This is a genomic window from Microbacterium sp. E-13, from assembly GCF_049912955.1.
Taxonomy (GTDB): domain Bacteria; phylum Actinomycetota; class Actinomycetes; order Actinomycetales; family Microbacteriaceae; genus Microbacterium.
In genome coordinates this window covers 2,465,097-2,488,781 of the sequence record NZ_CP183973.1, presented here as the reverse complement: position 1 = coordinate 2,488,781, position 23,685 = coordinate 2,465,097, and the positions used below count along the sequence as shown (strand labels likewise).

23 protein-coding genes and 2 riboswitches are annotated in these 23,685 nt (G+C 70.9%); of the genes, 11 read left to right on the top strand and 12 right to left on the bottom strand.

What is annotated here, in order from left to right; all coding sequences use genetic code 11:
- Positions 1–57 precede the first annotated feature (57 nt).
- Positions 58–1,287 carry an aminotransferase class I/II-fold pyridoxal phosphate-dependent enzyme gene (locus ACN9MP_RS11465; protein ID WP_426320291.1) on the top strand — a complete coding sequence of 410 codons (1,230 nt, stop codon included), beginning with the start codon at positions 58–60 and terminating at the stop codon, positions 1,285–1,287.
- On the opposite strand, the gene ACN9MP_RS11460 is transcribed toward ACN9MP_RS11465, so the two are convergent.
- Both ACN9MP_RS11460 and ACN9MP_RS11455 read right to left on the bottom strand, forming a co-directional pair.
- Positions 1,265–2,014: an EI24 domain-containing protein gene (locus ACN9MP_RS11460; RefSeq protein ID WP_426320289.1), complete on the bottom strand. Its 750-nt coding sequence runs from the start codon at positions 2,012–2,014 to the stop codon at positions 1,265–1,267. The two genes, ACN9MP_RS11465 and ACN9MP_RS11460, sit on opposite strands and share 23 nt — an antisense overlap.
- An 89-nt stretch (positions 2,015–2,103) precedes the next feature.
- Positions 2,104–2,580 carry a MarR family winged helix-turn-helix transcriptional regulator gene (locus tag ACN9MP_RS11455; RefSeq protein WP_426320287.1) on the bottom strand — a complete coding sequence of 159 codons (477 nt, stop codon included), beginning with the start codon at positions 2,578–2,580 and terminating at the stop codon, positions 2,104–2,106.
- 194 nt (positions 2,581–2,774) lie between these two features.
- On the opposite strand from ACN9MP_RS11455, the gene ACN9MP_RS11450 reads away from it, so the two are divergent.
- From ACN9MP_RS11450 to ACN9MP_RS11430, 5 genes are all read left to right on the top strand, one after another.
- The gene (locus tag ACN9MP_RS11450) at positions 2,775–3,143 is read left to right on the top strand and encodes a hypothetical protein (protein ID WP_426320285.1); all 369 of its coding nucleotides are present in this window, start codon (positions 2,775–2,777) and stop codon (positions 3,141–3,143) included.
- A gap of 314 nt (positions 3,144–3,457) precedes the next feature.
- The gene (locus tag ACN9MP_RS11445) at positions 3,458–3,748 is read left to right on the top strand and encodes a hypothetical protein (RefSeq protein WP_426320284.1); all 291 of its coding nucleotides are present in this window, start codon (positions 3,458–3,460) and stop codon (positions 3,746–3,748) included.
- A 70-nt stretch (positions 3,749–3,818) separates the two neighbouring features.
- On the top strand, positions 3,819–4,652 hold the full coding sequence (locus ACN9MP_RS11440; RefSeq protein ID WP_426320282.1) for a DNA-formamidopyrimidine glycosylase family protein: 834 nt from the start codon (positions 3,819–3,821) through the stop codon (positions 4,650–4,652).
- A gap of 55 nt (positions 4,653–4,707) precedes the next feature.
- Positions 4,708–4,830, top strand: a complete 123-nt coding sequence (locus ACN9MP_RS11435; protein ID WP_426320280.1) for a hypothetical protein — start codon at positions 4,708–4,710, stop codon at positions 4,828–4,830.
- A 31-nt stretch (positions 4,831–4,861) separates the two neighbouring features.
- Positions 4,862–5,365, top strand: a complete 504-nt coding sequence (locus ACN9MP_RS11430) for a hypothetical protein (protein ID WP_426320278.1) — start codon at positions 4,862–4,864, stop codon at positions 5,363–5,365.
- Here ACN9MP_RS11430 and ACN9MP_RS11425 read toward each other — a convergent pair.
- The 3 genes from ACN9MP_RS11425 to ACN9MP_RS11415 all read right to left on the bottom strand — a co-directional run bounded on the left by ACN9MP_RS11425 (position 5,352) and on the right by ACN9MP_RS11415 (position 7,979).
- Positions 5,352–5,951 (bottom strand): carboxymuconolactone decarboxylase family protein, encoded by a 600-nt coding sequence (locus ACN9MP_RS11425; protein ID WP_426320276.1) that lies wholly within the window; start codon positions 5,949–5,951, stop codon positions 5,352–5,354. The two genes, ACN9MP_RS11430 and ACN9MP_RS11425, sit on opposite strands and share 14 nt — an antisense overlap.
- Before the next feature lie 143 nt (positions 5,952–6,094).
- Entirely contained in the window at positions 6,095–7,627 is a 1,533-nt protein-coding gene (locus tag ACN9MP_RS11420; protein WP_426320274.1) for a DHA2 family efflux MFS transporter permease subunit, read from the bottom strand.
- 142 nt (positions 7,628–7,769) lie between these two features.
- Positions 7,770–7,979: a hypothetical protein gene (locus ACN9MP_RS11415; RefSeq protein ID WP_426320272.1), complete on the bottom strand. Its 210-nt coding sequence runs from the start codon at positions 7,977–7,979 to the stop codon at positions 7,770–7,772.
- A 60-nt stretch (positions 7,980–8,039) separates the two neighbouring features.
- Between ACN9MP_RS11415 and ACN9MP_RS11410 the strand changes: the two genes are divergently transcribed.
- Complete coding sequence (locus tag ACN9MP_RS11410) at positions 8,040–10,040, top strand: ABC transporter ATP-binding protein (RefSeq protein WP_426325995.1); 2,001 nt, start codon at positions 8,040–8,042, stop codon at positions 10,038–10,040.
- Positions 10,041–10,063: 23 nt separating this feature from the next.
- On the opposite strand, the gene ACN9MP_RS11405 is transcribed toward ACN9MP_RS11410, so the two are convergent.
- The 6 genes from ACN9MP_RS11405 to ACN9MP_RS11380 all read right to left on the bottom strand — a co-directional run bounded on the left by ACN9MP_RS11405 (position 10,064) and on the right by ACN9MP_RS11380 (position 16,966).
- Positions 10,064–11,017: a glycosyltransferase family 2 protein gene (locus tag ACN9MP_RS11405; protein ID WP_426320270.1), complete on the bottom strand. Its 954-nt coding sequence runs from the start codon at positions 11,015–11,017 to the stop codon at positions 10,064–10,066.
- A 74-nt stretch (positions 11,018–11,091) separates the two neighbouring features.
- Complete coding sequence (locus ACN9MP_RS11400) at positions 11,092–12,240, bottom strand: cysteine desulfurase family protein (protein WP_426325994.1); 1,149 nt, start codon at positions 12,238–12,240, stop codon at positions 11,092–11,094.
- Between the two features lie 22 nt (positions 12,241–12,262).
- A complete protein-coding gene (gene nadC / locus ACN9MP_RS11395; RefSeq protein ID WP_426320268.1) occupies positions 12,263–13,120 on the bottom strand; it encodes a carboxylating nicotinate-nucleotide diphosphorylase in 858 nt (285 codons plus the stop codon).
- Entirely contained in the window at positions 13,114–14,874 is a 1,761-nt protein-coding gene (gene nadB, locus ACN9MP_RS11390; RefSeq protein ID WP_426320266.1) for an L-aspartate oxidase, read from the bottom strand. Before nadB ends, nadC begins: the two co-directional genes overlap by 7 nt.
- Complete coding sequence (gene nadA / locus ACN9MP_RS11385; RefSeq protein ID WP_426320264.1) at positions 14,871–16,223, bottom strand: quinolinate synthase NadA; 1,353 nt, start codon at positions 16,221–16,223, stop codon at positions 14,871–14,873. Before nadA ends, nadB begins: the two co-directional genes overlap by 4 nt.
- A gap of 23 nt (positions 16,224–16,246) precedes the next feature.
- A complete protein-coding gene (locus tag ACN9MP_RS11380) occupies positions 16,247–16,966 on the bottom strand; it encodes an NUDIX hydrolase (protein ID WP_426320262.1) in 720 nt (239 codons plus the stop codon).
- Positions 16,967–17,130: 164 nt separating this feature from the next.
- On the opposite strand from ACN9MP_RS11380, the gene ACN9MP_RS11375 reads away from it, so the two are divergent.
- From ACN9MP_RS11375 to gcvP, 4 genes are all read left to right on the top strand, one after another.
- A complete protein-coding gene (locus tag ACN9MP_RS11375) occupies positions 17,131–18,303 on the top strand; it encodes a MarP family serine protease (protein ID WP_426320260.1) in 1,173 nt (390 codons plus the stop codon).
- A gap of 43 nt (positions 18,304–18,346) precedes the next feature.
- A riboswitch (glycine riboswitch) is annotated at positions 18,347–18,443 on the top strand.
- 1 nt (position 18,444) lies between these two features.
- A riboswitch (glycine riboswitch) is annotated at positions 18,445–18,543 on the top strand.
- A gap of 48 nt (positions 18,544–18,591) precedes the next feature.
- Positions 18,592–19,710 carry a glycine cleavage system aminomethyltransferase GcvT gene (gcvT, locus tag ACN9MP_RS11370; protein ID WP_426320258.1) on the top strand — a complete coding sequence of 373 codons (1,119 nt, stop codon included), beginning with the start codon at positions 18,592–18,594 and terminating at the stop codon, positions 19,708–19,710.
- Entirely contained in the window at positions 19,707–20,090 is a 384-nt protein-coding gene (gcvH, locus tag ACN9MP_RS11365; RefSeq protein WP_426320256.1) for a glycine cleavage system protein GcvH, read from the top strand. The genes gcvT and gcvH overlap by 4 nt, the downstream gene beginning before the upstream one ends.
- The gene (gcvP, locus tag ACN9MP_RS11360) at positions 20,087–22,978 is read left to right on the top strand and encodes an aminomethyl-transferring glycine dehydrogenase (RefSeq protein ID WP_426320254.1); all 2,892 of its coding nucleotides are present in this window, start codon (positions 20,087–20,089) and stop codon (positions 22,976–22,978) included. Before gcvH ends, gcvP begins: the two co-directional genes overlap by 4 nt.
- A gap of 93 nt (positions 22,979–23,071) precedes the next feature.
- On the opposite strand, the gene ACN9MP_RS11355 is transcribed toward gcvP, so the two are convergent.
- On the bottom strand, positions 23,072–23,551 hold the full coding sequence (locus tag ACN9MP_RS11355; protein WP_426320252.1) for a hypothetical protein: 480 nt from the start codon (positions 23,549–23,551) through the stop codon (positions 23,072–23,074).
- Positions 23,552–23,685 lie beyond the last annotated feature (134 nt).

Genomic DNA, 23,685 nt, shown 5'->3' with positions numbered 1-23,685 from the left:
GCATGCGGGGCGGCTTGGGAAGCTGGGCGCGACCACTATTCGGCGCTGGGGGCGAAGATGACGGCGATGTCGGCGCGTGCGGTTGCGGCAAAAGCGGCGGTAGACGTCGTCACCTCCTTCTTCGGCCGCATCCAGGCGCTCGCCGACGACGAGCATGCGCTGGACTTCACGTTCGGCAATCCGCACGAGATGGCGCTGCCGGGCCTGCCGGCCGCCCTTCGCGCGCAGGCCGAGCCGCGCACGGTGAACTGGTTCGCGTACAAGTCGAGTGAGCGGCCGGCGCAGGAGGTCGTGGCGTCGGCGCTCAGCGGGGAGCTCGGCTTGGCGTTCGAGCCCGACGACATCGCCATGACGCAGGGCGCGTTCGGCGCGATGTCGCTCGCTTTCGCACTGCTGTGCGACGCGGGCGACGAGGTGGTCATCCCGATGCCCGGCTGGTTCTGCTACGAGCCCATGCTGTACGCCGCCGACCTGACACCCGTTCGCGCACCACTGGAGCCCGAGACCTTCGACCTCGACGTCGACGCGATCGCCCGCGCGCTCACTCCCCGCACACGGGTCGTGGTGGTGAACTCTCCCGCGAACCCGACCGGGCGCGTCTATCCGCGCTCGGCGTGGGACGCGCTGGCCGAGGTGCTCGAGCAGGCGTCGCGCACCCACGGTCGCCGGATCTGGCTGCTCTCGGACGAGCCCTACCGGCGCATCCGCTTCGACGGGGCGGGCTTCGCCAGCCCGGCCGGCTCCTATCCGTGGACGCTCATCGACTACAGCTACGGCAAGGTGCTCCTGGCGCCCGGCCAGCGGCTCGGCTACCTGGCGCTCTCGCCCCTCCTCCCCGCCGCCGAGCGCAACGAGCTTCGCGCAGCCATGTTCCCCCTGGGGCTCGCGATCGGCTGGGGATTCCCCGACGCCGTCATGCAGTACGCGGTGCCCGAGCTCGAGACGCTGTCGCTCGACATGGCCGAGCTCACTCGCAAGCGCGATCGGCTCTACGGGGCGCTCACGCAGGCGGGGCTCCAGGTCACCAGACCGGAAGGCACCTTCTACCTGTGGGGGCGCGCGCCCGGGGGCGACGCGGTCGCCTTCTGCAGCGCTCTCGAGCAGCGGCACGTCTATGTGATGCCCGGCACGCTCTTCGACCAGCCCGAGCACTTCCGCGTCTCGCTCACGGCGACGATGTCGATGATCGAGCAGGCACTGCCGCATCTCGTCGAGGTCGCCGCAGGGTTCGGTGGGCCGACGGATGCTGCGCCCCTGAGCCGCGTCAGCTCCCGCCAGTCCGGGTGACGGGCGGGTCGAGCAGCGAGCGCGCCAGACGCGTCGACCCGGCCACGGCCGCCGGCATGGCCACGACGGCTCCCAGCGGTACGAGGAAGCAGAGCTGCGTCGCCACACCGAAACCCAGGACGCGGCCCGGGTGCCGGCGCATCAGACGTCGCCGCTCGCCGTGGGCCAGCCCGCGGGCCGTGAGCGCCCGCGAAGTCAGCTCCTCCGCGACGAGCCACCCGGTGAACGCGACCCCGAACACGGCGCTCAGAGCGCTCCCCACGACGGGAACGAGCCCGATCAGGGCGGCCAGCAGCGCGATTCCCGCACCGCGCGCGATGAGCGAGGCTCCGTCGGTGACGGAACGCCAGAAACCGTAGCCTGCGTCGTCACGTCGCCCGCCCAGGTCGGCCTCCACCGCCTTCCAGATGCGGTCGTAGAACGGCTCGCCGATCACGAGCGTCAGGGCGGTGAACGAGACGGCGACCAGGACGAGCGCCGATCCGAGCAGCGCTGTCCCGACGGCGACTCGGAAGACGGCCGCCCAGACTCCCGGCCATGTGTCGGCGAAGGGCGTCATCGCCTCGGTGATCGCCGGAAGGAAGGTTCCGAGGGCGATGAGACCCGACAGGAACAGGAGGCCGACGATCGCGGCCGGAACGAGGCCGAGCGCCATCAGCCCCGGACGACGCCGCCAGTAGGCGAAGCCCTGCCCCAGATGGGCCATTCCTCGGCCGAATTCACGCATCCCGTCAGCCTACGTCCGGACCCGCGTCACGCCCCCTCGCGCTTCCGCCGTGCGCCCGCGTCGAGTGGTCGCGTACCTCGAGTGCCGCGTCAGGTCGCCGTGAGGGCGGCGCGCGTGACGGAGGAGAGAACGTCCTCGAGGAACGTGGCCACGATGCGCGCCTCCCGTACAGAAAGCTCCGCGGCGAGTGTGCGCAGCCGTAGGGTGAGCGGATCCAGATGGTCTGGGTCGGTGTCGCGATCGAACGGCCGCACCAGCTTCTTCCGGCGGTCGTAAGGGTGGCTCTCGACGACGACCAGACCGCGCGCGAGGAGGCGGTCGATCAATGCTGTGCCGGAAGCGGGAGACAGGTGCAGGGCACGCGCGATCATGCCGGGGGTGACCTCCGCGTTGTCGAGGTGCTCGAGCAGAAATCGCATGGCAGCGCGGTCGGTCTCGTTCATCCCCGTCTGCTGCTCGCGCTGACGCGCCAGCTTCACGTCGGCGAGCCGGAGCCGTTCGAGGATCCCGGCCACATCCGGCCGGCTGCTGTCTCCGGCTCCGGGCGGCGTCACTTCTTCCCGCACGATTCGTCCCTCCGGCTGATCTCCCCGCGAGCTCATTTACTCGGATCTCTACATATTCGACCATGAAACTCTCTGTTTCGGAACCTTTGATACCGAAAATCGCAGTATCAAAAAGTAAAATGACAGATTTCTCACGGACAAATTGTTTGATATCGAACTAAACTGGGCCGAACCCTTCGGAAGGAGCGCTCACCATGGCCGAACTCATCTACGGCTCCGAAGGCAGCCCGATAGAGATCCCCGAGTATCTGCTCGCGCACGTGAAGATCGTCGTCGCCACCAAGCTGCGTCGCAACGAGAGCTTCATGCTGTCGTGGCGCCACGCCGACGGGACCGGCCGTTCGTCGGTCTGGATCCAGCCGTCGATTCCCCTGCGCTTCGTCTTCGACACCGCCGAGGAGCCCCGGATCGATCACGTCCTGCTCGCGAGTCTGGCGACGGCTGCGAATTCCAACGGCGGCCTGGTTCTCGACCTCGACGACATCTACATCCTCGCGGCGCCTGATCGGGCGCCCGAGGCCCGCGAGCGCTCACGACAGGCAGCGCCGCAGCCCGCGGCGTGAGGGCCTGTGCCCACAGCTGATCCTGTTAGCCGCCGCGCTGCCCGCATGTCAACCCCCTCAGCGGTTCGTCGCGTGCCGGGCAGGCTCGGACCACAGGGGGCGAGACCGGGGGGTCGACGATGACCGACACGAAGCGGAGCGATGAGACCCGCGACGAAGGCGCACGTGCCACGGAAGCTCTCCGCGACGCGGAGAAGAGCGGGGACGTGACGCGCGGAACGGCGAGCGAGCGCAGCCGCGAGCGCGACGCCCAACGGCGCGTCGGATCCAGCCGGGTCATGCCTGCCGATCGCCATGAGTGACACGGAGCAGCCATGAAACGCGACGACGTCCACCAATTGATCCTGACGCCGCTCGGCGACCGCGCGTGGCGACTGTGCGACCGCGGCGTCGCGCGCCACGACGTGGCGAGCCTCGTCGCCTACGTCGAACTGCTGGACTCCGGAGCCTACGAGGCGGTCTGGGTGGGGGTCGGGCTCGGGTCGGCGCGGTTCACCTCACTGGATGCTCTCTTCCGCGCCGCCATCGAGAAGCTCGACCAGTCGCGCAGCCTGGGTGCGGGCAAGCCGGAGCATATTCCGAGTCGACCCCCCGCGCGAGCCTGACCGCCGCCGCCCGTGTGGGGCGGGGCGACGCTGTTGTGCCGATGTCGGCGGCCGGTGCCAGGATGGGCGCATGCCTGAGTCGCCCGAGGTCGACGCACTCGCACGGTTCCTCGCAGACGAGGCTGCCGGCCGCGAGGTCCGCGCGGTCGACGTGCTCGAGTTCCGCACCGTCAAGACAAGGGCCACGCCGCCCTCGAGCCTCACCGGTCGCACCATCGCCGGCGCGGTGCGTCACGGCAAGCACGTGGAGATCCGGCTGGATGGTCCGAGCCTCGTCGTGTCCCTCGGCCGTCACGGGTGGATGCGCTGGCTCGAGGACGGCGGCGAGGCTGACCCGCCGCCCGCCGACGAGCCTCCGGCACTCGCCACCTTCGAGCTCGCCGGCGGCACGAGCCTCCAGGTGACTGATGCCGGCACCTGGGTCTCGCTCGGTCTGTTCGTGGTCGCGGACCCCAGCGATGTACCCGCGATCGCGAAGCTGGGTCCCGACCCGGCCGACCCGGGCTTCGTGCGGGCCGACTTCGATGCCGCGGTGGTCGGGCGGCGGAAGCAGATCAAGGCGATCCTGCAGGAGCAAGAGTCCCTTGCCGGCATCGGGAACGCCTACTCCGACGAGATCCTGCACCTGGCCAAGGTGTCACCGGTGAGGCACGCCGCCGCCTTGGATGAAGCGGAGGTCGATCGCCTGTTCGACGCGACGGTCGACACGGTGCGCACCGCGATAGCGGCGCGCCGCGGCATCCCGATCGATCGGCTGAAAGCTGCGAAGGTCGACGCCATGCGCGTGCACGGGCGCACCGGGGAGGCATGCCCGGTGTGCGGCGACACGATCCGCGACCTGGCGTTCTCCGGCACGACGGCCCAGTATTGCCCCACATGCCAGAACGGAGGCGAGCTGTTGTGACACGTCGGGGCCGGCGACCGCCGGAGCAGCCGACGACATGGGTAGCATGGTGCGCATGACGACTTCCGCACAGCCGGCGCCCATCACCCTCGCTCCCGTTCCCGACGAGAAGAACCTTCTGACCGTCGTCGAGTCCTCTGGTTCGTGCTGCGGCGGCAGCGCCTGCGGCATCGGCTGACGCGCACCGCGGCCGACCTCCCTCGCCGTCGATGACCGACGAACAACTGCACATCAGCCCGAGGGTGGGGCGCATCCTCATGTCGGAGGAGGCGATCTACGGGCTCATCCTCGTATCGGGCATGATCGTCGTCAGCGCTCAGGGCACGTCGTGGGAGGCCCTGGTGACCGTCGCCGTCACCGTGATCGTCTTCTTCGCCGCCCACGTCTTCGCGGGCACCCTCGGTCGCCTGGCGGCGACAGACGGCCACGCGGGGCTTCGAGCGAGTCTGCGCGCTTCGGCTCGCCAGTCCAGCGGCATGGTCATCGCCTCGGTGCCGCCCCTCCTCATCCTGCTGCTGGGCGCCACTCGCATCATCGACGACAGTGCCGCCCTGTGGGCCGCGCTCATCGTCAACACGGTCGTTCTCGCCGCGCTCGGCTGGATCGCTGTCGCGAGGTGGAGCACCCACTGGTTCCCGCGTATCGTCAGCGCACTGATCACGGCCGCTTTCGGCGGAGTGCTGATCCTTCTGAAAGCGATCATCCACCACTGACGGCGCGGGCCGCATCGCCCGGTGCACGCAGGGCGGCGACCAGCTGCGGGCTGAGTCCCGGCACATCGTCGACGGGCACCGCGAGGGCCTGCAGCGCACGGCTGTAGTAGTTGCGCACGGCTGCCGCCAGCGTGATGTCGACGATCTGCCGGTCGGTGAAGCCCACGTCGCGCAGACGCCGGGAATCGGCGTCGCTCATGGCGGCAGCATCCGTCGACAACTTCTCGGCGTAGGCGATCACCGCGCGGTCGGCGTCATCGAGGTCGGCCTCCGCGCCTTCGCGTGCGAGGGCGGACAGCTGGTCCTCGTCGAGCAGCCCGCCGCGAAGGCTTTTACGCCCGTGCGCCAGGAGGCAGTGCTCGGATCCGATGGCGCGCGCCGCGCCCAGCGTCGCGAGCTCGTAGGTGCGGACGCCGATGGAGGGCACGATCGCGTGGATGAGATCCTCGAACGCCTGGTGCGCTTCGGGGTTCATCGCCATCGCGCGCGTGTGGGCGAATACGAAGCCGTCCGTGCGCATGTCGCCGTCGTACATGTCGGCGACGTGACCCGTGGCGCCATCGGTGTCGGGGGTGCTGACGATCATGGTGCTGCCTTCCCATCGTCGGGTGTCGGGGCGCAACCAGAATTGCGGATGCCCCACCCCTTGTCTATAAACCGCCGTCGAGGGGGCGGGGCATCCGCGTGATACGAGCCGGACGAACAGGGTCCGGGCCTCACGGGTTCGATTCAGTGGCCGGCGTGTGCACCCATGGGCTGATCGGCGGGCTTGCGGATGAGGAACGCGCCCACCAGCAGGGGCAGGGACAGGAAGGCGGCGGTCAGGAACGCGGCGTGGGTCCCGGCTGTACCCGCGGCCAGTTCGTCGGCGCCCGATGCTGTCGCGGCCGCAGACGCCGCGGCCATGACGCCGAACATCAGGGCGATGCCGGCAGCCCCGGCGACCTGCTGAACAGTTCCCACGACGGCGGAGCCGTACGAGTAGAACCGCGGCTGAAGAGAGCCGAGCGATGCGGTGAAGAGCGGCGTGAACGAGAGCGCGAGCCCGAGGGAGAGCACGGTCTGGGCGATCGCGATCAGCCACACCGGCGTCTCGGAACCGAACGTCGTGTAGAACCACAGCATGCCGCTCGTGATGACGGCGCCCGGCACGAGGAGGACGGTGGTGCCCCAGCGGTCGTAGATGCGGCCGATGACCGGACCCGCAAGGCCCATCGCCAGCGCGCCCGGGAGCACGACCAGTCCGGTGGTGAGCGGATCGACGCCCAGCACGTCCTGCAGGTACAGCGGCACCACGGTGATGGCACCGAAGAATGCCATCGACATGATGGCCATCTGCGCGACCGACAGCGAGAAGTTCGCACTGCGGAACACGCGGAGGTCGAGCAGTGCGTCGTCCTTGCGCTGCAGCACGACCTGGCGCCAGCCGAACAGGCCGAGTGCGACCACGCCCACGGCCAGCGACACGGCGAGGGTCGTGGTCGACGCGGCGCTCGCGGCCGCAGCATCCGCTCCGCTTCCGTGACCGCCCGCGCCCAGCTGGCTGAGGCCGAACACGAGTCCGCCGAAGCCGAGCGCCGACAGGATCACCGACAGCACGTCGATCGGGGCACGCGTGGTCTCGCCCAGGTTGTGGATCCAGCGAGCACCGACGGCCAGCGCCACGATCGCGATCGGCAGCACGACGCCGAAGATCCAGCGCCACTCGAAGTTGTTCAGCAGCGCGCCGGCGAGCGTCGGGCCGATGGCGGGGGCGAGCGAGATCACGATGCTGACGCGCCCCATCATGCGGCCGCGGATGGCGGCCGGCACCACGGTCATGAGCGTCGTCATGAGCAGCGGCATCATGATGGCCGTGCCGGACGCCTGCACGACGCGTGCGACGAGCAGCATGGGGAAGCCGGGGGACAGGAAGGCGATCAGCGTTCCCGCGGAGAACAGGCCCATCGCCGCCACGTACATGGTGCGCGTGGTGAAGCGGCGCAGCAGGAAGCCCGTGATCGGGATGATCACGGCCATCGTCAGCATGAACGCGGTGGTCAGCCACTGCGCGGCCAGCGCGGTGATGCCGAGGTCGACGATGAGGTGCGGGATCGCCACGCCCATCGTCGTCTCGTTGAGGATGGCGACGAACGCGGCGGCGAGGAGCAGCCAGATGACCCGGCTCTCCTCGGGGCGCAGCTTCGGAGCGGAGGCTCCGTGAGACGCACCAGGCGCAGCGGGGATGCTGCCGGTTCCGGGGGTCGTTTCGATGGCGGCCATAGGGCGTCTCCTCGAGGCTCGGATGGACAGCGATGAGCCACCCGAGAGAAAGGCGAGGATGGCAAGCCTTCAGGATAACGACAAGGTCCGACATCGCATTCCCGATCAGGGAACCGATGACGGCGGACCGGCCAGCCGGACGTCAGCGCGCGGAGGGCTCGGGCTCCGGGTCGTCCCAGTCCTCCGAGCCGATCGCGTCGGTGGGCTCGGCCTCGGGCTCCTCCTCCTCGACGATCTTGGGGAGCGGGTTGACGATCTCTTCGTGCGGGATGGCCTTGAGGGCGTCGATCTCCTCCCGCAGCTCCGCGAGATCGCTGCCGTCGTGACCGGGGGCGTCGGGGGTCGAGGTCATGACCGAAGCCTAGCGGCCGGCCCACCTGTCGGGGGCGCTGATTAGGCTGGCGGAGTGAGCATGCGAGGCGGTGGCGGCGGGGGAGGACACCCGGGCTTCCGGCCGGTCGACGTCGAGGCGCAGCGGCGCGCCAACGCCGAGGCACCCAAAATACCCGACCTCGGCCGCCGGGTGGTCGCGCTGTTCCGCCCGTACACCTGGTCGATCGTCGTCACTGGCCTGCTGGTCGTGACCGGCGCCGGCATCGCCGTCATCCCGCCGCTGCTGGTTGAGCGGGTGTTCGACGACGCGCTGTTCCCCGTCGACGGCTCCGCCCCCGATCTGACGCTGCTGTGGCAGCTCGTCGTGGTGATGATCGCGCTCTTCCTGCTGTCGGCGGGGCTCGGTGTCGTACAGACCTGGCTCACCTCCACCGTCGGCAATCGTGTGACCGGCGACCTGCGGGTGAAGCTCTTCGATCACCTGCAGTCGATGGAGCTCGGCTTCTTCACGCGAACCAAGACCGGCGTCATCCAGTCGCGCCTCCAGAACGACGTGGGCGGTGTCTCCGGCGTCCTCACCAACACGGTGACGAGCATTCTCGGGAACACGGTCACGGTCGTGGCCTCTCTCGTGGCGATGATCCTCATCGACTGGCGGCTGACCATCATCGCCGTCGTGCTCATGCCCTTCCTCATCCTGGTGCAGCGCCGGGTGGGTCAGGTGCGGGCCCGGATCGCGGGGGAGACGCAGGAGTCGCTGTCGGAGCTGACCGCTATCACGCAGGAGACCCTGAGCGTCTCGGGAATCCTGCTCTCGAAGTCCTTCAACCGGCAGCGTACGGAGTCCGCCCGCTACGCCGACGAGAACGTCAATCAGGTGCGCCTCCAGGTGCGCCGGGCGATGAGCGGCCAGGGCTTCTTCGCCGTCGTCCAGGTGATCATGGCGAGCGTGCCCGCGATCATCTACCTCGTCTCGGGCTATTTGATCGGCGGGGGCACCGACGCCATCACCGCCGGTACGATCGTCGCGTTCACCACCGTCCAGGCGCGCCTTCTCATGCCTCTCATGGGGCTCATGCGCGTGTCGCTCGACCTGCAGACCTCGTCTGCGCTGTTCGCGCGCATCTTCGAATACCTCGACCTCGTGCCGGCGATCCGCGACTCCGCCGACGCGATCGATGTGGCGGATGCACCCGGACCGGTCGGCCGCATCGAGTTCCGCGACGTGGTGTTCCGCTATCCGGATGCCGCGCCCGACACGAGAGCGACGCTCGACGGCATCTCCTTCGTCGCCGAGCCGGGCCAGCATGTCGCGTTCGTCGGCCCCTCCGGCGCAGGAAAGACGACCGTGCTGTATCTGACGCCCCGTCTGTACGAGGCATCCGGCGGCGCCGTGCTCTTCGCCGGCGAGGACGTCCGCCGTCTGCGCCAGGAGTCGATCGTCGACAACGTCGGCATCGTCTCCCAGGAGACCTACCTCTTCCACGCGACCATCCGCGAGAACCTCCGCTACGCCAGACCGGACGCGACGGACGCCGAACTCGAGGACGCCTGCCGGGCGGCGAACATCCACCACGTGATCGAGCGCTTCGAGAACGGCTACGACACCGTCGTGGGCGAGCGCGGGTACCGGCTCTCGGGCGGCGAGAAGCAGCGCATCGCCATCGCGCGCGTGCTCTTGAAGGACCCGCCGGTCCTTCTTCTCGACGAGGCGACGTCGGCGCTCGACACCGTCTCGGAGCGGGTGGTCCAGGAGGCGTTGGATGCTGCCGCCCGCGGCCGCACGACGCTCTCGATCGCCCACCGGCTGTCGACGGTGATCGCCGCCGACGTGATCCATGTGGTCGAGGCGGGGCGCATCGTGGAGTCGGGGACGCATGCGTCGCTCCTGGCGGCGGGCGGGCTCTACGCCGAGCTGGCCGCACAGCAGCTGGCGACCACGAAGATCCTCGAGGCCGAGGATTCCGTCCCTCCCGCCGACCACCCCGATCGCCGGGCCGACACCGCGCCCGACGCGCCCGTGGTCACGTCGAGCGAGGTGCTCGCCGCCGGCCGGGGGAGCGTCGCAGACGCCGGGTGACGCGGCCCGTCACGGCGTGAGCCTCACCAGAGCCGTGCGGCGCTGAGCGCTGTGGCGGCCGCCTCGGGGAGCACCAGCCCGTCGACGCGAGACGACAGCCTCCGCGCGAACTCCCCGAGCGCCCGTCGGTAGGCGTCGTCGGGATGATCGCGCGCCATCTCGACGAGCGGTGGCACGTCCATCGCCAGGATGAGCCGCACCCGGGACGCCGCCGCCCGCGAGTGGCCCGCCGCATCCAGCACGGCGAGGCCGCCGCTCAGCGCCTCGAGGTAGTCGCGGAGCACCGGGAGTTCGCCCTTGTGCTGGGTGATGGACGAGCCGTCGGCGCGCTCGCGCCACTCGACGACGACGTCGGGGATGACATCGAAGGCGCGCGCGCGGGTGTACATCTGCTGGGCGACGATCTGGTCCTCGTACGCCTTGCCGACCGGGAACCGCAGACCGGTGCGCTGCCACAGCTCCGTGCGGCTCACCTTCGACCACGCCACGATGTTCCCCGACGCCGCGGGGTGCTCCTCGAGCGTGGTGCCCCGCCGGGCGGGGTCGGTCGCCGCCGCGACCCACGGCTGCACGCTCCCCGCCTCGTAGCCGCCGGCGGTGTCGGGCCGCAGGCGCACGTACGCGCCGACGGCGAAGTCGCTGCCGCTGCCGTCGACGGTTGCCACGAGGCGTTCGAGCGCCGAGGGGGTCAGTCGGTCGTCGGCGTCGAGGAAGCCGAGGAAGGGCGTGCGCACGAGGTCCAGTGCCGTGTTGCGGGCCGCGCCCAGACCGCGTTGCTCGCGATGATGCACGACGGTGAAGCGGTCGTCGTGCGCGGCCGCGGCGTCGAACAGCCTGCCGGTGTCGTCGCTCGAAGCGTCGTCCACGAGGATCGCGACCCAGTCCGTGCGCGTCTGGGCGCGGAGGGATTCGAGCGCCTCGGCGGCGTACAGGGCCACGTCGTGGCCCGGGACGATGAGGGTCACGGCGGGGGGCACGTCCCGATCCTAGGGGCGCCCGGAGGCGTGAGGCTCCGCCAGGGGCGGGTATGACGCCGCGCTCCGCCCCGTGCTCAGGAACCTGTCGAGACGGCGGCGACGGATGCCTCGACCGCGTCGGCCACGGCATCGAGCGGCGTGCTCAGCCACCGCGGGAAGGTGAACCGCACAGCCGTCTGCGCCACCTCCGGCTCGATGCCCATCGCGAGCAGCACGTGCGACGGCTCATCGCTGCCCGCGGCACACGCGGACCCGCTCGACGAGACGACACCGCGGCGCTCCAGTTCGAGCAGGACGGCCTCTCCGCTGGTGCCCGCGAACGTGAAGCTCGCTGTTCCGGCGAGGCGGTGGACGGGGTCGCCGGTCAGTCGCGCCGACGGCACCGCGGCGAGCACCCGGGCGATGAACCGGTCGCGGATCGCGGAGACGCGAGCGGATGCCTCGACGCGCTCCGTCTCGGCCAGCTCCAGGGCGGTGGCGAAGCCGACGGCACCGGCGACGTCCTCCGTGCCGCTGCGGCGGCCGCGCTCCTGGCCGCCGCCGTGCAGCAGCGGCTCGAGCGGGATCCGGCCGCGCACGCCCAGCACGCCGGTGCCCTTCGGGGCGCCGAGCTTGTGGCCGGCGAGGGAGATCGCGTCGTAGCCGAGGGCATCGGCCGAGAGCGGGAGCCAGCCGGCGGCCTGCACCGCGTCCAGGTGGAGCGGCACGCGCCGTTCGCGCAGCACGGACGCGAGGGCCGCAGCATCCTGGATCGTCCCCACCTCGTTGTTGGCGTACCCGATGCTCACGAGCGCGGTGTCGTCGCGCAGGCTCCGGGCGAGGTCGTCCGCCGAGATCCGCGCGTGGTGATCGACGGGCACGAGCGTCGCCGCAAAGCCGTGCACCCGCTCGAGGTACGCCACCGACTCCAGCACGGACTCGTGCTCGACCGGCGTCGTCACGATGTGCGCGTGGCGGTCGCGGCGCTGTGCTGCCGCGATCGTGATCCCCTTGATCGCGAGGTTGTCGGCCTCGGTGCCACCCGAGGTGAAGACGATGTCGCCCGTGCGCAGGCCGAGCACGCGGGCGACACGTGTGCGAGCGTCGGCCAGCGCGTCGGCCGCCGCCTCGCCCACGGTGTGGTGACTGGACGGGTTGCCGTACCAGCGGGTGAGGAACGGCATCATCGCCTCGAGCACCTCCGGCCGCACCGGCGTCGTGGCGGCGTTGTCGAGGTAGAGCATGCTCATAGGGTGCTCCCGCGGCTCAGGCCGCGTCGATCCGTACGTCGAGTCCGAGGTCCAGTGCCCGCGCCGAGTGCGTGAGCGCGCCGACCGAGATGACGTCGACGCCGGTCTCGGCGATCGCCCGTACCGTCTCGAGCGACACCCCGCCGGACGCCTCGACCGTCGCCCTACCCGCCACCTGCGCGACGCCGGTGCGGAGGTCGTCGAGCGAGAAGTTGTCGAGCATGATCGTGCCGATGCCGGCGGCCAGCACGGGCTCGATCTGCTCGAGCCGGTCGACCTCGACCTCGATGTGGGTGGTGTGGGGGAGGAGGTCCTTGGCGGCCCGCAGGGCCTCGGTCGTGGACACGCCCTTCTGCGCGAGCACGGCCAGGTGGTTGTCTTTCGCCATCACCGCGTCCGACAGGGAGTGACGGTGATTGCGGCCCCCGCCGTCGCGCACCGCCTTGCGCTCGAAGGCGCGGAGCCCGGGCGTCGTCTTGCGCGTGTCGGCGATGCGGGCGCCGGTGTGCGCCACCTCGGCCACGTAGGCGCCGGTGAGCGTGGCGATCCCCGACATCCGCTGCACGAAGTTGAGGCCGATCCGCTCGGCCGTGAGCACCGCGCGAGCCGGGCCGGTGACGACCGCGAGCACCGTGCCCGGCTCGAACCATTCGCCGTCCTCGACGTCGACCTCGACGTCGATCGCCGGGTCGGTCAGGCGGAAGGCGGCCTCGAACACGTCGCCGCCGGAGAACACCCCCGCCTCGCGCGCGACCAGATCGGCGCGCGCGACCGCGTTCGGCGGAATCAGGGCCTCGCTCGTGAGGTCGCCCCACGGAGCGTCCTCTTCGAGGGCGGCGGCGACGGCGCGGTCGATCACGGCACGGGTCAGCATGCGACGGGCTCCTTCTCGGAGGGGGCGGCTGCAGAACTCCACGGATCTGGAGCTGATGCCGCCTCCGGCGTTGGTCTCGCCGGGATGGCGCCGTGCTTCCGTGGAGTTTCGCCGGCGCCTGCGTCGGAGCGGAAGTGGGCGCCGACGGAATCTGTCCGTGCACGGGCCGCCGCCACCAGCCGCTCGGCCACGAGGAGCAGGTTCTCGTCCTCGAGGTCGTGCTCGGTGACCGGCATGCGCTGCTGCGCGCGCCAGACGGCGATGACGGAAGCCGCGTGCGCGAGGCCCGCCTCGTCGCGCACCAGTCCGGCGTCCTCCCACAGCAGCTGCTGCAGGGCGTCTCGCGTGAACGCCGGCGCCGGCGTCGAGCCGCCGTGCCCTTCCGGTTCGTTCGTCACGTGTGTACGCGAGACGGCGGAATTGGCGTACGCAGGTGACGGATGAACGGGGATGTGGGGCCAGGATCCGGATGCCGCGTCGGCTGCGATCGCATCGCCGGCTCGTGCGCCGAACACGGCGCCCTCGAGCAGTGAATTCGAGGCGAGACGGTTGGCGCCGTGCACGCCGGTGCGCGCGACCTCGCCCACGGCGTACAGGCCGGGGAGCGTGGTGCGGCCGAACAGGTCGGTGGCCACACCGCCCATGAGGTAGTGCGCCGCGGGGGTCACCGGAATCGGCTGGCGGGCCCAGTCCAGGCCGCGCTCGCGCACCGCGCGGTCGATGGTCGGGAAGCGGCGCGCGAGGAACGCGGCCCGCTCGGCCGGGTCGGCGGAGTGGATCCGCGTCGCGTCGAGAAGCACCGGGCGTCCGTCCTGCGCCTCCATCTGCCGGGCGATGGCGCGCGCGACGACGTCGCGGGGGGCCAGCTCTCCGTCGGGGTGCGCGTCGAACGCGAACCGGCGGCCGCGTTCGTCGATGAGGGTCGCACCCTCGCCACGAACGGCCTCCGACACCAGGAAGGAGCCGCCCGCGGCCAGCCCGGTGGCGTCAGCCCTGCCTTCCAATACCGTCGGGTGGAACTGGAAGAACTCGAGGTCCGCGACGGCGGCGCCGGCGCGGATCGCGGCCGCGATGCCATCGCCCGTCGCCACCTCGGGGTTCGTCGAGTGGGCGTAGAGCTCACCCGCGCCGCCCGTGGCGAGCACGACCGCGTCGGCCTCCAGCATCAGGCGGCGGCCGGGTGCGGCATCCGTCTCGCCGACCAGCAGCTCGATGCCCGTGACCCGACCTCGACCGTTCGACGGGTCCGGCGCGGACGATCGCACGAGGTCGATCAGGAACGCGTGCTCGATGACGGTGACGTCGCTCCCGCGGAGGCGGGCGACGAGGGCCTTCTCGATGGCCGTTCCCGTGGCGTCGCCCCCGGCGTGCAGGATGCGAGGGTACGAGTGGGCGGCCTCGAGGCCCTTGACGAACCCGCCGGCCTCGTCGCGGTCGAAGCCGACGCCGAGCTCGATCAGCTCGCGGATGCGCGCCGGACCCTCGTCGACGAGCACACGGACCGCAGCGGGATCGCTGAGTCCGGCGCCGGCGACGAGGGTGTCGTGCAGATGGTCGTCGGCGCGGTCGTCGGAGAACATGACGCCGGCGATGCCGCCCTGGGCGTAGCGCGTGTTGGCGTGCTCGAGCACGTCCTTCGTGACGAGCGTCACCCGGCAGCCGTGCTCCGCGGCGTGCAGCGCGGTGAGCAGGCCCGCGATGCCGGACCCGACGACGATCGCGTGCACGGCGGTGGCGCCCGCGGGCGTGGTCATGATGCGTTCTCCCACGCGGCGGCCGGGGCGGCCGGCGGCTTGGCGGCGAGCGTGCGCTCGAGCGCCACGCGGGCGGGCTGGGCGACATCGGCCGGGACCGTGATGCGGTTGCGCACCTCGCCCGCCACGAGGCCCTCGAGCACCCACGCGAGATACCCGGGGTGGATGCGGTACATCGTCGAGCACGGGCACACGACCGGGTCGAGACAGAAGATCGTGTGCTGCGGGTGATCGGCGGCCAGGCGCTGCACGAGGTTCACCTCGGTGCCGATCGCGAAGGTCGTGGGCTCGGTCGCGGCCTCGATCGCCTTGCGGATGTAGTCCGTCGAGCCGGCCTCGTCCGCAGCATCCACGACCTCCATCGGGCACTCGGGGTGCACGATGACGCGCACGCCGGGGTGCTCCGCGCGCGCCTTCTCGATCTGGTCGACCGAGAAGCGGCGGTGCACCGAGCAGAACCCGTGCCACAGGATGACGCGCGCATCGGCGAGCTGGTCGGCGGATGCTCCGCCCAGGGGCTTGCGCGGATTCCACATCGGCATCTGCTCGAGCGGCACGCCCATCGCCTTCGCCGTGTTGCGGCCGAGGTGCTGGTCGGGGAAGAAGAGCACGCGACGCCCCCGCTGGAACGCCCACTCGAGCACCGTGCGCGCATTCGAGGAGGTGCACACGATGCCGCCGTGGCGCCCCACGAAGCCCTTGATGGCGGCCGAGGAGTTCATGTAGGTGACGGGGACGACGGGCACGAGACCTTCGGCATCCCGCGCGTCCATGTCGCCGTAGACCTCGGCCAGCTGCTCCCAGCACTCCTCGACCTGGTCGATGTCGGCCATGTCGGCCATCGAGCAGCCGGCGGCGAAGTTGGGGAGGATGACAGCCTGCTCCGGGCGCGACAGCAGGTCGGCGGTCTCGGCCATGAAGTGGACTCCGCAGAACACGATCGCCTCGGCGTCAGGGTGCTCGAGGGCCGCGTTCGCCAGCTGGAACGAGTCGCCGACGTAGTCGGCGTGCACGACGACCTCTTCGCGCTGATAGAAGTGGCCGAGCACGACGACCCGCGAGCCCAGTGCCGCCTTCGCCGCGCGGATGCGCGCGGCGAGCTCGGCCTCGGAGGCTTCGCGGTACTCCCGCGGCAGTTCGCCCTGGCGGGGGGATCCCGTCGGGATGACGTCGCCCATCGACGATCCGGGGCCATAGCCCGGGCGGATGTCGAAGTCCCAGGGTCCGGCGGCGAGGTCGGTGTTGCAGGTCTCGCCGAGCTGGGCGCCCGCGACGATCGCCTGGATGGCGTGATCGACCGACGCATCGAGATCCGGCCGGCGCTGCAGGGTGATGTTGATGGCGGACATGATGGCTCTCTCGTTCGGGTGGTTCAGTCGCGGGTGCCGAGAGGGCCGCGGTCGGCCAGCTCGACGTCCTGGTTGTAGCGGTACAGCCGTGCGGGGCGATGGCTGCCCGTGCGGAAGCGATCGGTGGGGATGAGGGTGCCGGAGTTCTCGACCTGGCGGCGGAAGTTGGCGGGATCGAGCCGCCGGCCGAGGATCGCCTCGTACACCTCGCGAAGCTCGGCCAGCGTGAACTCGTCGGCGAGGAGCCCGTGGGCGATGCGGCTGTACCCCACCTTGTTCCGCAGGCGCCACAGCGCATAGCCGACGATCTCGTTGTGGTCGAACGCCAGCTCCGGCAGCGCGGCCGCGTCGAACCACTGGACGTTCTCCACGCTGTCGGTGATCTCGTCGGCGCGCAGGAGCGCCCAGTACACGATCGACACGACGCGCGTCGGGGAGCGGTGGACCCCTCCGAAGGCGTACAGCTGCTCGAGATAGCTCGGTGCCAGCCCGGTCGTTTCGGCGAGGGTGCGGGATGCTGCGGCATCCAGGCCCTCCGCGACATCGAGCCATCCGCCCGGGAGCGCCCAGTGGCCCTCGTGGGGGTCGCGCGTGCGGCGCACGAGGGGCAGCACGACTTGCATCGCGTCGCTCCCGGGCAGGCGCCGGAGCGTGAAGATCACGGTAGACACCGCCACGCGTATCGCGTCGGCGGGCGCGGCGGCCGCGGCTGGGGCGGTGGTCTGGGAAGCTGTTCTGGTCATGATGACTCTAACTCTCGAGAACGATCATAGTGTCATGATGACCAGAAGCCAAGCGGTTCCTGTAACACGGCCGTGCCGCGCCCGTCGCCGCCGCGTGTCGGGGGTGTCTCCCAGGGTGGATGCGTAGCCTGTCGAGACGTACCCCGGACGCGAGAGGAGTGGCGTTGATCGCCGTCGATCTGATCGTCGTCCTCCTCCTCGTCGGAGCCTGCGTGGCCGGAGTGAGGCGAGGCTTCTTCGCCAGCGTCGGCACGCTCGTCGGCGTTGCCGCGGGAGCCTTCGCCGCCTTCTGGCTCACGCCCCTGGTGAGCGCCTGGGTGCCCTCGCCGGTCTGGCGGGGACCGGCGGTGATCCTCACGGCGTTCGGTCTGGTGTTCGCCGGGGCCGCACTCGGGGCGGCGATCGGCTCCGCGCTGCGCTCGGGTGCCGACCGGCTCAAGCTGCGCGGTGTGGAGCGGTTCCTGGGCGGCATCGCCTCGGTCCTCGCGGCGATCCTCGCCCTCGCCCTCGTCGCCCCGGCGATCGCCGGCGCCGGCATCCCGGTGGTGTCTTCGGCCGTCGCCTCCTCGAGCATCCTGCGCGGCATCGAGGCGGCGACCCCCGACCCCGTCGCGGCGGCACTCGCGCAGCTGCGCAGCACCGTGCTCGACGACACCTTGCCGGGACTGGGACTGCTGCTCGGTCCCGGGACGGTCGAGCCCGCGCCCCCGGTGGCACTGGACGATCCAGAATTGCAGCGGGCCGCAGCATCCGTCGCCCGCGTCTCGGGCAATGCGTACGCCTGCGGTCGCGGCTCCGCCGGGACGGGCTTCGTGATCGCCGAGGATCGTGTCGTGACGAACGCGCACGTGGTGGCCGGCGTCGACGTTCCCATCGTGGAGCTGCCCGGAGAGCCGGCGCGTGAGGGCCGGATCGTCTACTTCGACCCGATCGACGATCTCGCGGTCATCGCCGTCGACGATCTCGGCGCCACGCCGCTGCGGTTCTCACCGACGCTCGCGGCCGGGACGGCCGCGGCGGTGCAGGGCTATCCGTACGGCGGTCCGTTCACGATGGTGACCGCCGGCGTGGAGTCGGTGGGCACCGCCAGCGTGCCCGACGTGTACGACGAGTCGTGGAACCCGCGGGAGATCTACGCGCTGCAGGCCACCGTGCGTCCCGGCAACTCGGGAGGGCCGCTGCTGACCGACGACGGCGAGGTCGCGGGTGTCGTGTTCGCGCGCGCCGAGAACGACGAGAACCTCGGGTACGCGATGACGATGGCCGAGCTGACGCCCGTGGCGGACCGCGCGTCCTCGCTCACGAACACCGTGTCGTCGGGTTCCTGCGTCGGCTGACGGCCCTGGCGGGTATGCTGGCTCCGCAAGTCAATAACGGCCCATGACCCGGGCGGGAGAGCCTCGGCAGCGCGATCGCCGGGCACCGAAGGAGCAAGCCTCCCCGCCAATCTCTCAGGTACGCGTACCGTTCGGGCAGGCCGACTCTGGAAAGCGATTCAAGCGAAGCGAGAATCCGCCGACGGTGAAAGCCCGCTCCACGTGGACGGGTGAAACTCTCAGGCCGATGACAGAGGGGGAGTTCACAGGCGCCGATCGGCGCCTGCCCGTCCGCGACCGGGAGAACTCATGACCGACCTCCGCACCACTTCTCTGCACGACCGCCATGAGGCGCTCGGCGCCTCCTTCACCGACTTCGGCGGTTGGCTCATGCCGGTGCGATACAGCTCCGACCTCGCCGAGCACCATGCGGTCCGCACCGCAGCGGGCCTCTTCGACATCTCTCATATGGCGGAGTTCACGGTCGAGGGCGCCGACGCGGGCGCCTGCCTCGACTACGCCCTGGCGGGAGCGGTCTCGCCGCTGAGCGTGGGGAGGGCGAAGTACTCGCTGGTGCTCGCGGAGTCCGGCGGCATCGTCGACGACGTCATCGTCTATCGCATCGCCGATCGCCGCTTCCTCGTGATCGCCAACGCCGGCAACCGCGATGCCGTCGCCGTCGCCCTGCGCGACCGCCTCGCCGGCTTCGAGGCCGAGCTGGAGGATCACACCGACGGCATGTCGCTCATCGCGGTGCAGGGTCCGGTCGCCCGTGCCGTCGTGGAGGCCACGGCCGGCATCGCGGATATCGTCCCGGCGCTGGCAGACCTCCGTTACTACGCGTGGTCGTCCGGGTCGTTCGAGGGCTCACCGCTCTTCGTCGCCCGCACCGGCTACACCGGCGAGGACGGGTTCGAGCTGCTGGTGCCGAACGCGGCGGCGCCCGGCCTGTGGGACGCGCTCCTCGCCGCGGGCGAGCCGCTGGGTCTCGTGCCCGCCGGACTCGCCGCGCGCGACACGCTGCGCCTGGAGGCGGGGATGCCGCTCTACGGGCACGAGCTGTCGCTCGACGTCGTCCCCTCGCAGGCGGGTCTCGGCCGGGTGGTGGCCGCCGACAAGGAGGACTTCGTCGGCAAGGCGGGTCTGTCCGCCGTCGTCGCATCCGACGCGCCGGTTCTCGTGGGCCTCGTCTCGGAAGGGCGCCGAGCCGGCCGCGCGGGCTACGCCGTGTTCGACAGCGCGGATGCCGGGAGCGCCGTCGGCGCGATCACGAGCGGGGCGCTCAGCCCGACGCTCGGGCATCCGATCGCGATGGCCTTCGTCTCGCCCGCCGTGAGCGAGCCCGGCACCCCGCTCTTCATCGACGTGCGAGGAACCCGCATTCCCGCGACCGTGACCGCCCTGCCCTTCTACCGGAGGAACTCATGACCGACCTCACCGCCCTCAAGTACACCGCCGAGCACGAGTGGGTCGCCCTCGACGGCGACGTCGCGACCGTCGGCATCACGTCGTACGCCGCCGACAAGCTCGGCGACGTCGTGTTCGTCGAGCTGCCCGCTGTCGGCAGCGCCGTGACCGCCGCCACCGTCGTGGGGGAGATCGAGTCCACCAAGTCGGTCGGAGAGCTCTACGCCCCGCTCACGGGCGAGGTCCTCGAGGTCAACGACGCCGTCGTCGACGACCCGTCGCTCGTCAACGCCGACCCCTTCGGCGCCGGCTGGCTCGTCAAGATCACCGTCGACCCGTCGTCCGTCGACGGCCTCCTCGACCGCGACGCGTACATCTCGCTCACGGGCGGCAGCGAATGACGGGTCTCTTCGCCGATCGCCATATCGGAACGGATGCCGCAGCCCAGCGCACCATGCTGGACGCGCTGGGCTACGACAGCGTCGACGCGCTCGTGCACGCGGCGGTGCCGGCATCCATCCACGCCGCTCCCCGCGCCACGAGCGTCATCCCGCCGGCGGCGACGGAGGCGGAGGCGCTCGCCGAGCTGCGCGCGCTGGCATCGCAGAATCGCGCTGCGCGCCCGATGATCGGCCTGGGCTACGCCGACACGCTGACGCCGTCGGTGATCGCCCGCAACGTGCTGGAGAACCCCTCCTGGTACACCGCTTACACGCCGTATCAGCCGGAGATATCCCAGGGGCGCCTCGAGGCCCTCATCAACTTCCAGACGATGGTGACCGATCTCACCGGGCTGGCCACGGCCAACGCGTCGATGCTCGACGAGTCCACGGCCGTGGTCGAGGGCATGCTGGTCGCCCGACGCGGATCGAAGTCCTCGTCGAACGTGTTCGTCGTGGACGCCGACACGCTTCCGCAGACGAAGGCCCTGCTCGCGCACCGCGCCGCTGCCGTCGGCATCGAGCTGCTCGAGCTCGACCTGGCGCACGGCGCCACGCTCCCGGACGAGCTGTTCGGCGTGCTGGTGCAGTACCCGGGTGCCTCGGGCAGCGTGTGGGACCCGTCGGGCGTCGTGGATGCGGCGCACGTCGCGGGCGCTCTCGTTGTGGTGGCCGCCGACATCCTCGCCCTCACGCTGCTGCGCTCGCCGGGCTCGTTCGGGGCGGACGTCGCCGTCGGCACGACTCAGCGATTCGGTGTGCCGCTCGGCTTCGGCGGGCCGCACGCGGGCTACATGGCGGTGCGGCAGGGGCTCGAGCGGCAGTTGCCGGGACGCCTGGTCGGCGTGTCGCAGGACGCGGCGGGCCACCCGGCATACCGCCTCGCTCTGCAGACGCGCGAGCAGCACATCCGCCGCGAGAAGGCCACATCGAACATCTGCACCTCGCAGGTGCTGCTCGCCGTCATGGCGTCGATGTACGCGGTCTACCACGGTCCCGACGGCCTGCGTGCGATCGCCACCGACGTCGCGAAGAAGGCGGAGGCGCTCGCCGGCCGCCTGCGTTCGTACGGGCTGTCGCTGCGGTCCCACTCCTTCTTCGACACCATTCGCGTGGCCACGCCCGGCTCGTCGCGACGGGTGATCGAGCGCGCGCGCAGCCGTGGCTACCAGCTGTTCTGGGCCGACGACGCGACCGTCGGCGTCTCGGTCGACGAGACGACGACCGCAGACGACCTCGCAGCGGTGGCGTGGGCCTTCGGCCTGCCCGAGGGCGAGTTCCTCGGGGCCGGCGAGCAGGGCGAGCGCGTACTCCCGTTCGCCGATGCCGAGCCGCTCGCCGGCGTCCCCTCCGGACTCCGGCGGGTCGAGGAGTTCCTCAGGCACCCGGTCTTCAACACGCATCGGTCCGAGACGGCGATGATGCGCTACCTCAAGCAGCTGTCCGACCGCGACTACGCGCTGGACCGCGGCATGATCCCCCTGGGCTCGTGCACCATGAAGCTGAACGCGGCGACCGAGATGGCGGCGGTCTCGTGGCCGGAGTTCTCGCGCGTCCATCCCTTCGCACCCCAAGAGGACGTGCACGGCTACCTCGCCATGATCGAGCAGCTCGAGGCGTGGCTCGCCGAAGTCACCGGCTACGACGCCGTCTCGCTGCAGCCCAATGCCGGTTCGCAGGGCGAGCTGGCGGGGCTCATGGCGATCCGGGGCTACCACCGCGCGAACGGCGATCGCGGCCGGACGGTGTGCCTCATCCCGTCGTCGGCCCACGGCACCAACGCGGCCTCCGCGGTGCTCGCCGGCATGCGCGTCGTCGTCGTCGCGTGCGACGAGGCCGGCAACGTGGACCTCGACGACCTGCGGGCCAAGATCGACGTCCACTCGGAGGAGCTGGCCGCGCTCATGATCACGTACCCCTCGACCCACGGGGTGTACGAGCACGACGTGCTCGAGATCACCCAGGCGGTGCACGATGCCGGCGGACAGGTGTACGTCGACGGGGCGAACCTCAACGCGCTCCTCGGCTACGCGCGCTTCGGCGACCTGGGCGGCGATGTCTCGCACCTGAACCTCCACAAGACCTTCGCCATCCCGCACGGGGGAGGCGGGCCGGGCGTGGGGCCTGTCGCCGCCAAGGCGCATCTGGCGCCGTACCTGCCGAGCCATCCGTTCTCGCAGCGCAAGGATCACGGGGGCGGCGTCTTCGACGGCGGCCCCATCTCGGCCGCACCGCACGGGTCCGCCGGCATCCTGCCGATCTCGTGGGCCTACGTCCGCATGATGGGTGCCGAGGGGCTGCGCAGCGCCACGGCGGCGGCGGTGCTGTCGGCGAACTACATCGCCTTCCGGCTGCGCGAGCACTACCCGGTGCTCTACACCGGTGAGGACGGCCTCGTCGCCCACGAGTGCATCCTCGACCTGCGCCCGCTGCGCGAGGCCACCGGGGCGACCGTCGACGACGTGGCCAAGCGGCTCATCGACTACGGCTTCCACGCCCCGACGATGTCGTTCCCCGTCGCGGGCACGCTCATGGTGGAGCCGACCGAGTCGGAGGACCTCGCCGAGATCGAGCGCTTCATCGAGGCGATGATCGCGATCAAGGCCGAGGCCGACCGCGTGGCCGCGGGGGAGTGGCCCGCGAGTGACAACCCGCTCGTCAACGCACCCCACACCGCCGAGTCGGTCGTCGCAGGGGAGTGGTCGCACCCCTACTCGCGGGAGACCGCCGTGTACCCCGTCCACTCCCTCGTCCGCACGAAGTACTGGCCGCCGGTCCGCCGCATCGACCAGGCCTACGGCGACCGCAACCTCGTCTGCGCCTGCCCGCCCATCGAGGCCTTCGCCTGACCCGCGCCCTCGCCCAACGCGCTTCTCCGCGAAACCCCACGGGGCGGACGAGACCCCGGGTGCGACCCACCGTCCCGGCCACCCCTTGGAGTTTCACCGGGGGGCGGGCCAGCGCGGGTCGATGGGGTGCGGAGCCCGAGCGGCGAGCCGCTGGCGCATCGACAGCAGGGCCGCCGAGTTCTGGGGCCTGGTCGGGCGCAGGCCGGCGCCGAGCAGCAGAGTCTGCAGCGGCGTGAAGGCGGTCACGTCCTGCCAGCCCCAGTGCACGATCGTGCGCACCTGCTCTCGGAGGCGCGCGTCCCTCGTGCGCTGCTTGTTCAGGAGAAGTGCGGCGTCGCCGAAGCGGCCGTCGAACTTGAGATCGCCGTCCGCTTCTCCCGCGACGGACGCGTCATCCCACACGAAGTCGGGGCGGTCAAGCGCCCGCCACTCCTGCGCGGGGGCAAAGACGCCGCGCCGGACTCTGATCAGCTCGTCCCGCCCGACTGCACGCTCAGGATGGGAGACCTCGCCGCTCCGAAGGAGTGCGATAGGCGTCGGCTTCACAGACAGAGCGGGCGAGATGAGTGGCATCCGTCCACTGTGTCCAGGCGACGGGGTCTCCCATCCGAAGCACGGTCGATCGGTGGAGAAGTGCTCGGTCGGACGCGCTGTGGAGAAGCCCACATGACGGGCTGGCGCTCGCCGCCACCCGCCCCTGCTGCCCG

Excerpts from the sequence above, each read along its gene's own strand:
- ACN9MP_RS11465 (WP_426320291.1), top strand. The coding sequence starts at position 58 with ATGACGGCGATGTCGGCGCGTGCGGTTGCGGCAAAAGCGGCGGTAGAC.
- ACN9MP_RS11460 (WP_426320289.1), bottom strand. The coding sequence starts at position 2,014 with ATGCGTGAATTCGGCCGAGGAATGGCCCATCTGGGGCAGGGCTTCGCC.
- ACN9MP_RS11450 (WP_426320285.1), top strand. The coding sequence starts at position 2,775 with ATGGCCGAACTCATCTACGGCTCCGAAGGCAGCCCGATAGAGATCCCC.
- ACN9MP_RS11445 (WP_426320284.1), top strand. The coding sequence starts at position 3,458 with ATGAAACGCGACGACGTCCACCAATTGATCCTGACGCCGCTCGGCGAC.
- ACN9MP_RS11440 (WP_426320282.1), top strand. The coding sequence starts at position 3,819 with ATGCCTGAGTCGCCCGAGGTCGACGCACTCGCACGGTTCCTCGCAGAC.
- ACN9MP_RS11435 (WP_426320280.1), top strand. The coding sequence starts at position 4,708 with ATGACGACTTCCGCACAGCCGGCGCCCATCACCCTCGCTCCCGTTCCC.
- ACN9MP_RS11430 (WP_426320278.1), top strand. The coding sequence starts at position 4,862 with ATGACCGACGAACAACTGCACATCAGCCCGAGGGTGGGGCGCATCCTC.
- ACN9MP_RS11425 (WP_426320276.1), bottom strand. The coding sequence starts at position 5,951 with ATGATCGTCAGCACCCCCGACACCGATGGCGCCACGGGTCACGTCGCC.
- ACN9MP_RS11420 (WP_426320274.1), bottom strand. The coding sequence starts at position 7,627 with ATGGCCGCCATCGAAACGACCCCCGGAACCGGCAGCATCCCCGCTGCG.
- ACN9MP_RS11415 (WP_426320272.1), bottom strand. The coding sequence starts at position 7,979 with ATGACCTCGACCCCCGACGCCCCCGGTCACGACGGCAGCGATCTCGCG.
- ACN9MP_RS11410 (WP_426325995.1), top strand. The coding sequence starts at position 8,040 with ATGCGAGGCGGTGGCGGCGGGGGAGGACACCCGGGCTTCCGGCCGGTC.
- ACN9MP_RS11400 (WP_426325994.1), bottom strand. The coding sequence starts at position 12,240 with ATGCTCTACCTCGACAACGCCGCCACGACGCCGGTGCGGCCGGAGGTG.
- nadC (WP_426320268.1), bottom strand. The coding sequence starts at position 13,120 with ATGCTGACCCGTGCCGTGATCGACCGCGCCGTCGCCGCCGCCCTCGAA.
- nadB (WP_426320266.1), bottom strand. The coding sequence starts at position 14,874 with ATGACCACGCCCGCGGGCGCCACCGCCGTGCACGCGATCGTCGTCGGG.
- nadA (WP_426320264.1), bottom strand. The coding sequence starts at position 16,223 with ATGTCCGCCATCAACATCACCCTGCAGCGCCGGCCGGATCTCGATGCG.
- ACN9MP_RS11380 (WP_426320262.1), bottom strand. The coding sequence starts at position 16,966 with ATGACCAGAACAGCTTCCCAGACCACCGCCCCAGCCGCGGCCGCCGCG.
- gcvT (WP_426320258.1), top strand. The coding sequence starts at position 18,592 with ATGACCGACCTCCGCACCACTTCTCTGCACGACCGCCATGAGGCGCTC.
- gcvH (WP_426320256.1), top strand. The coding sequence starts at position 19,707 with ATGACCGACCTCACCGCCCTCAAGTACACCGCCGAGCACGAGTGGGTC.
- gcvP (WP_426320254.1), top strand. The coding sequence starts at position 20,087 with ATGACGGGTCTCTTCGCCGATCGCCATATCGGAACGGATGCCGCAGCC.
- ACN9MP_RS11355 (WP_426320252.1), bottom strand. The coding sequence starts at position 23,551 with ATGCCACTCATCTCGCCCGCTCTGTCTGTGAAGCCGACGCCTATCGCA.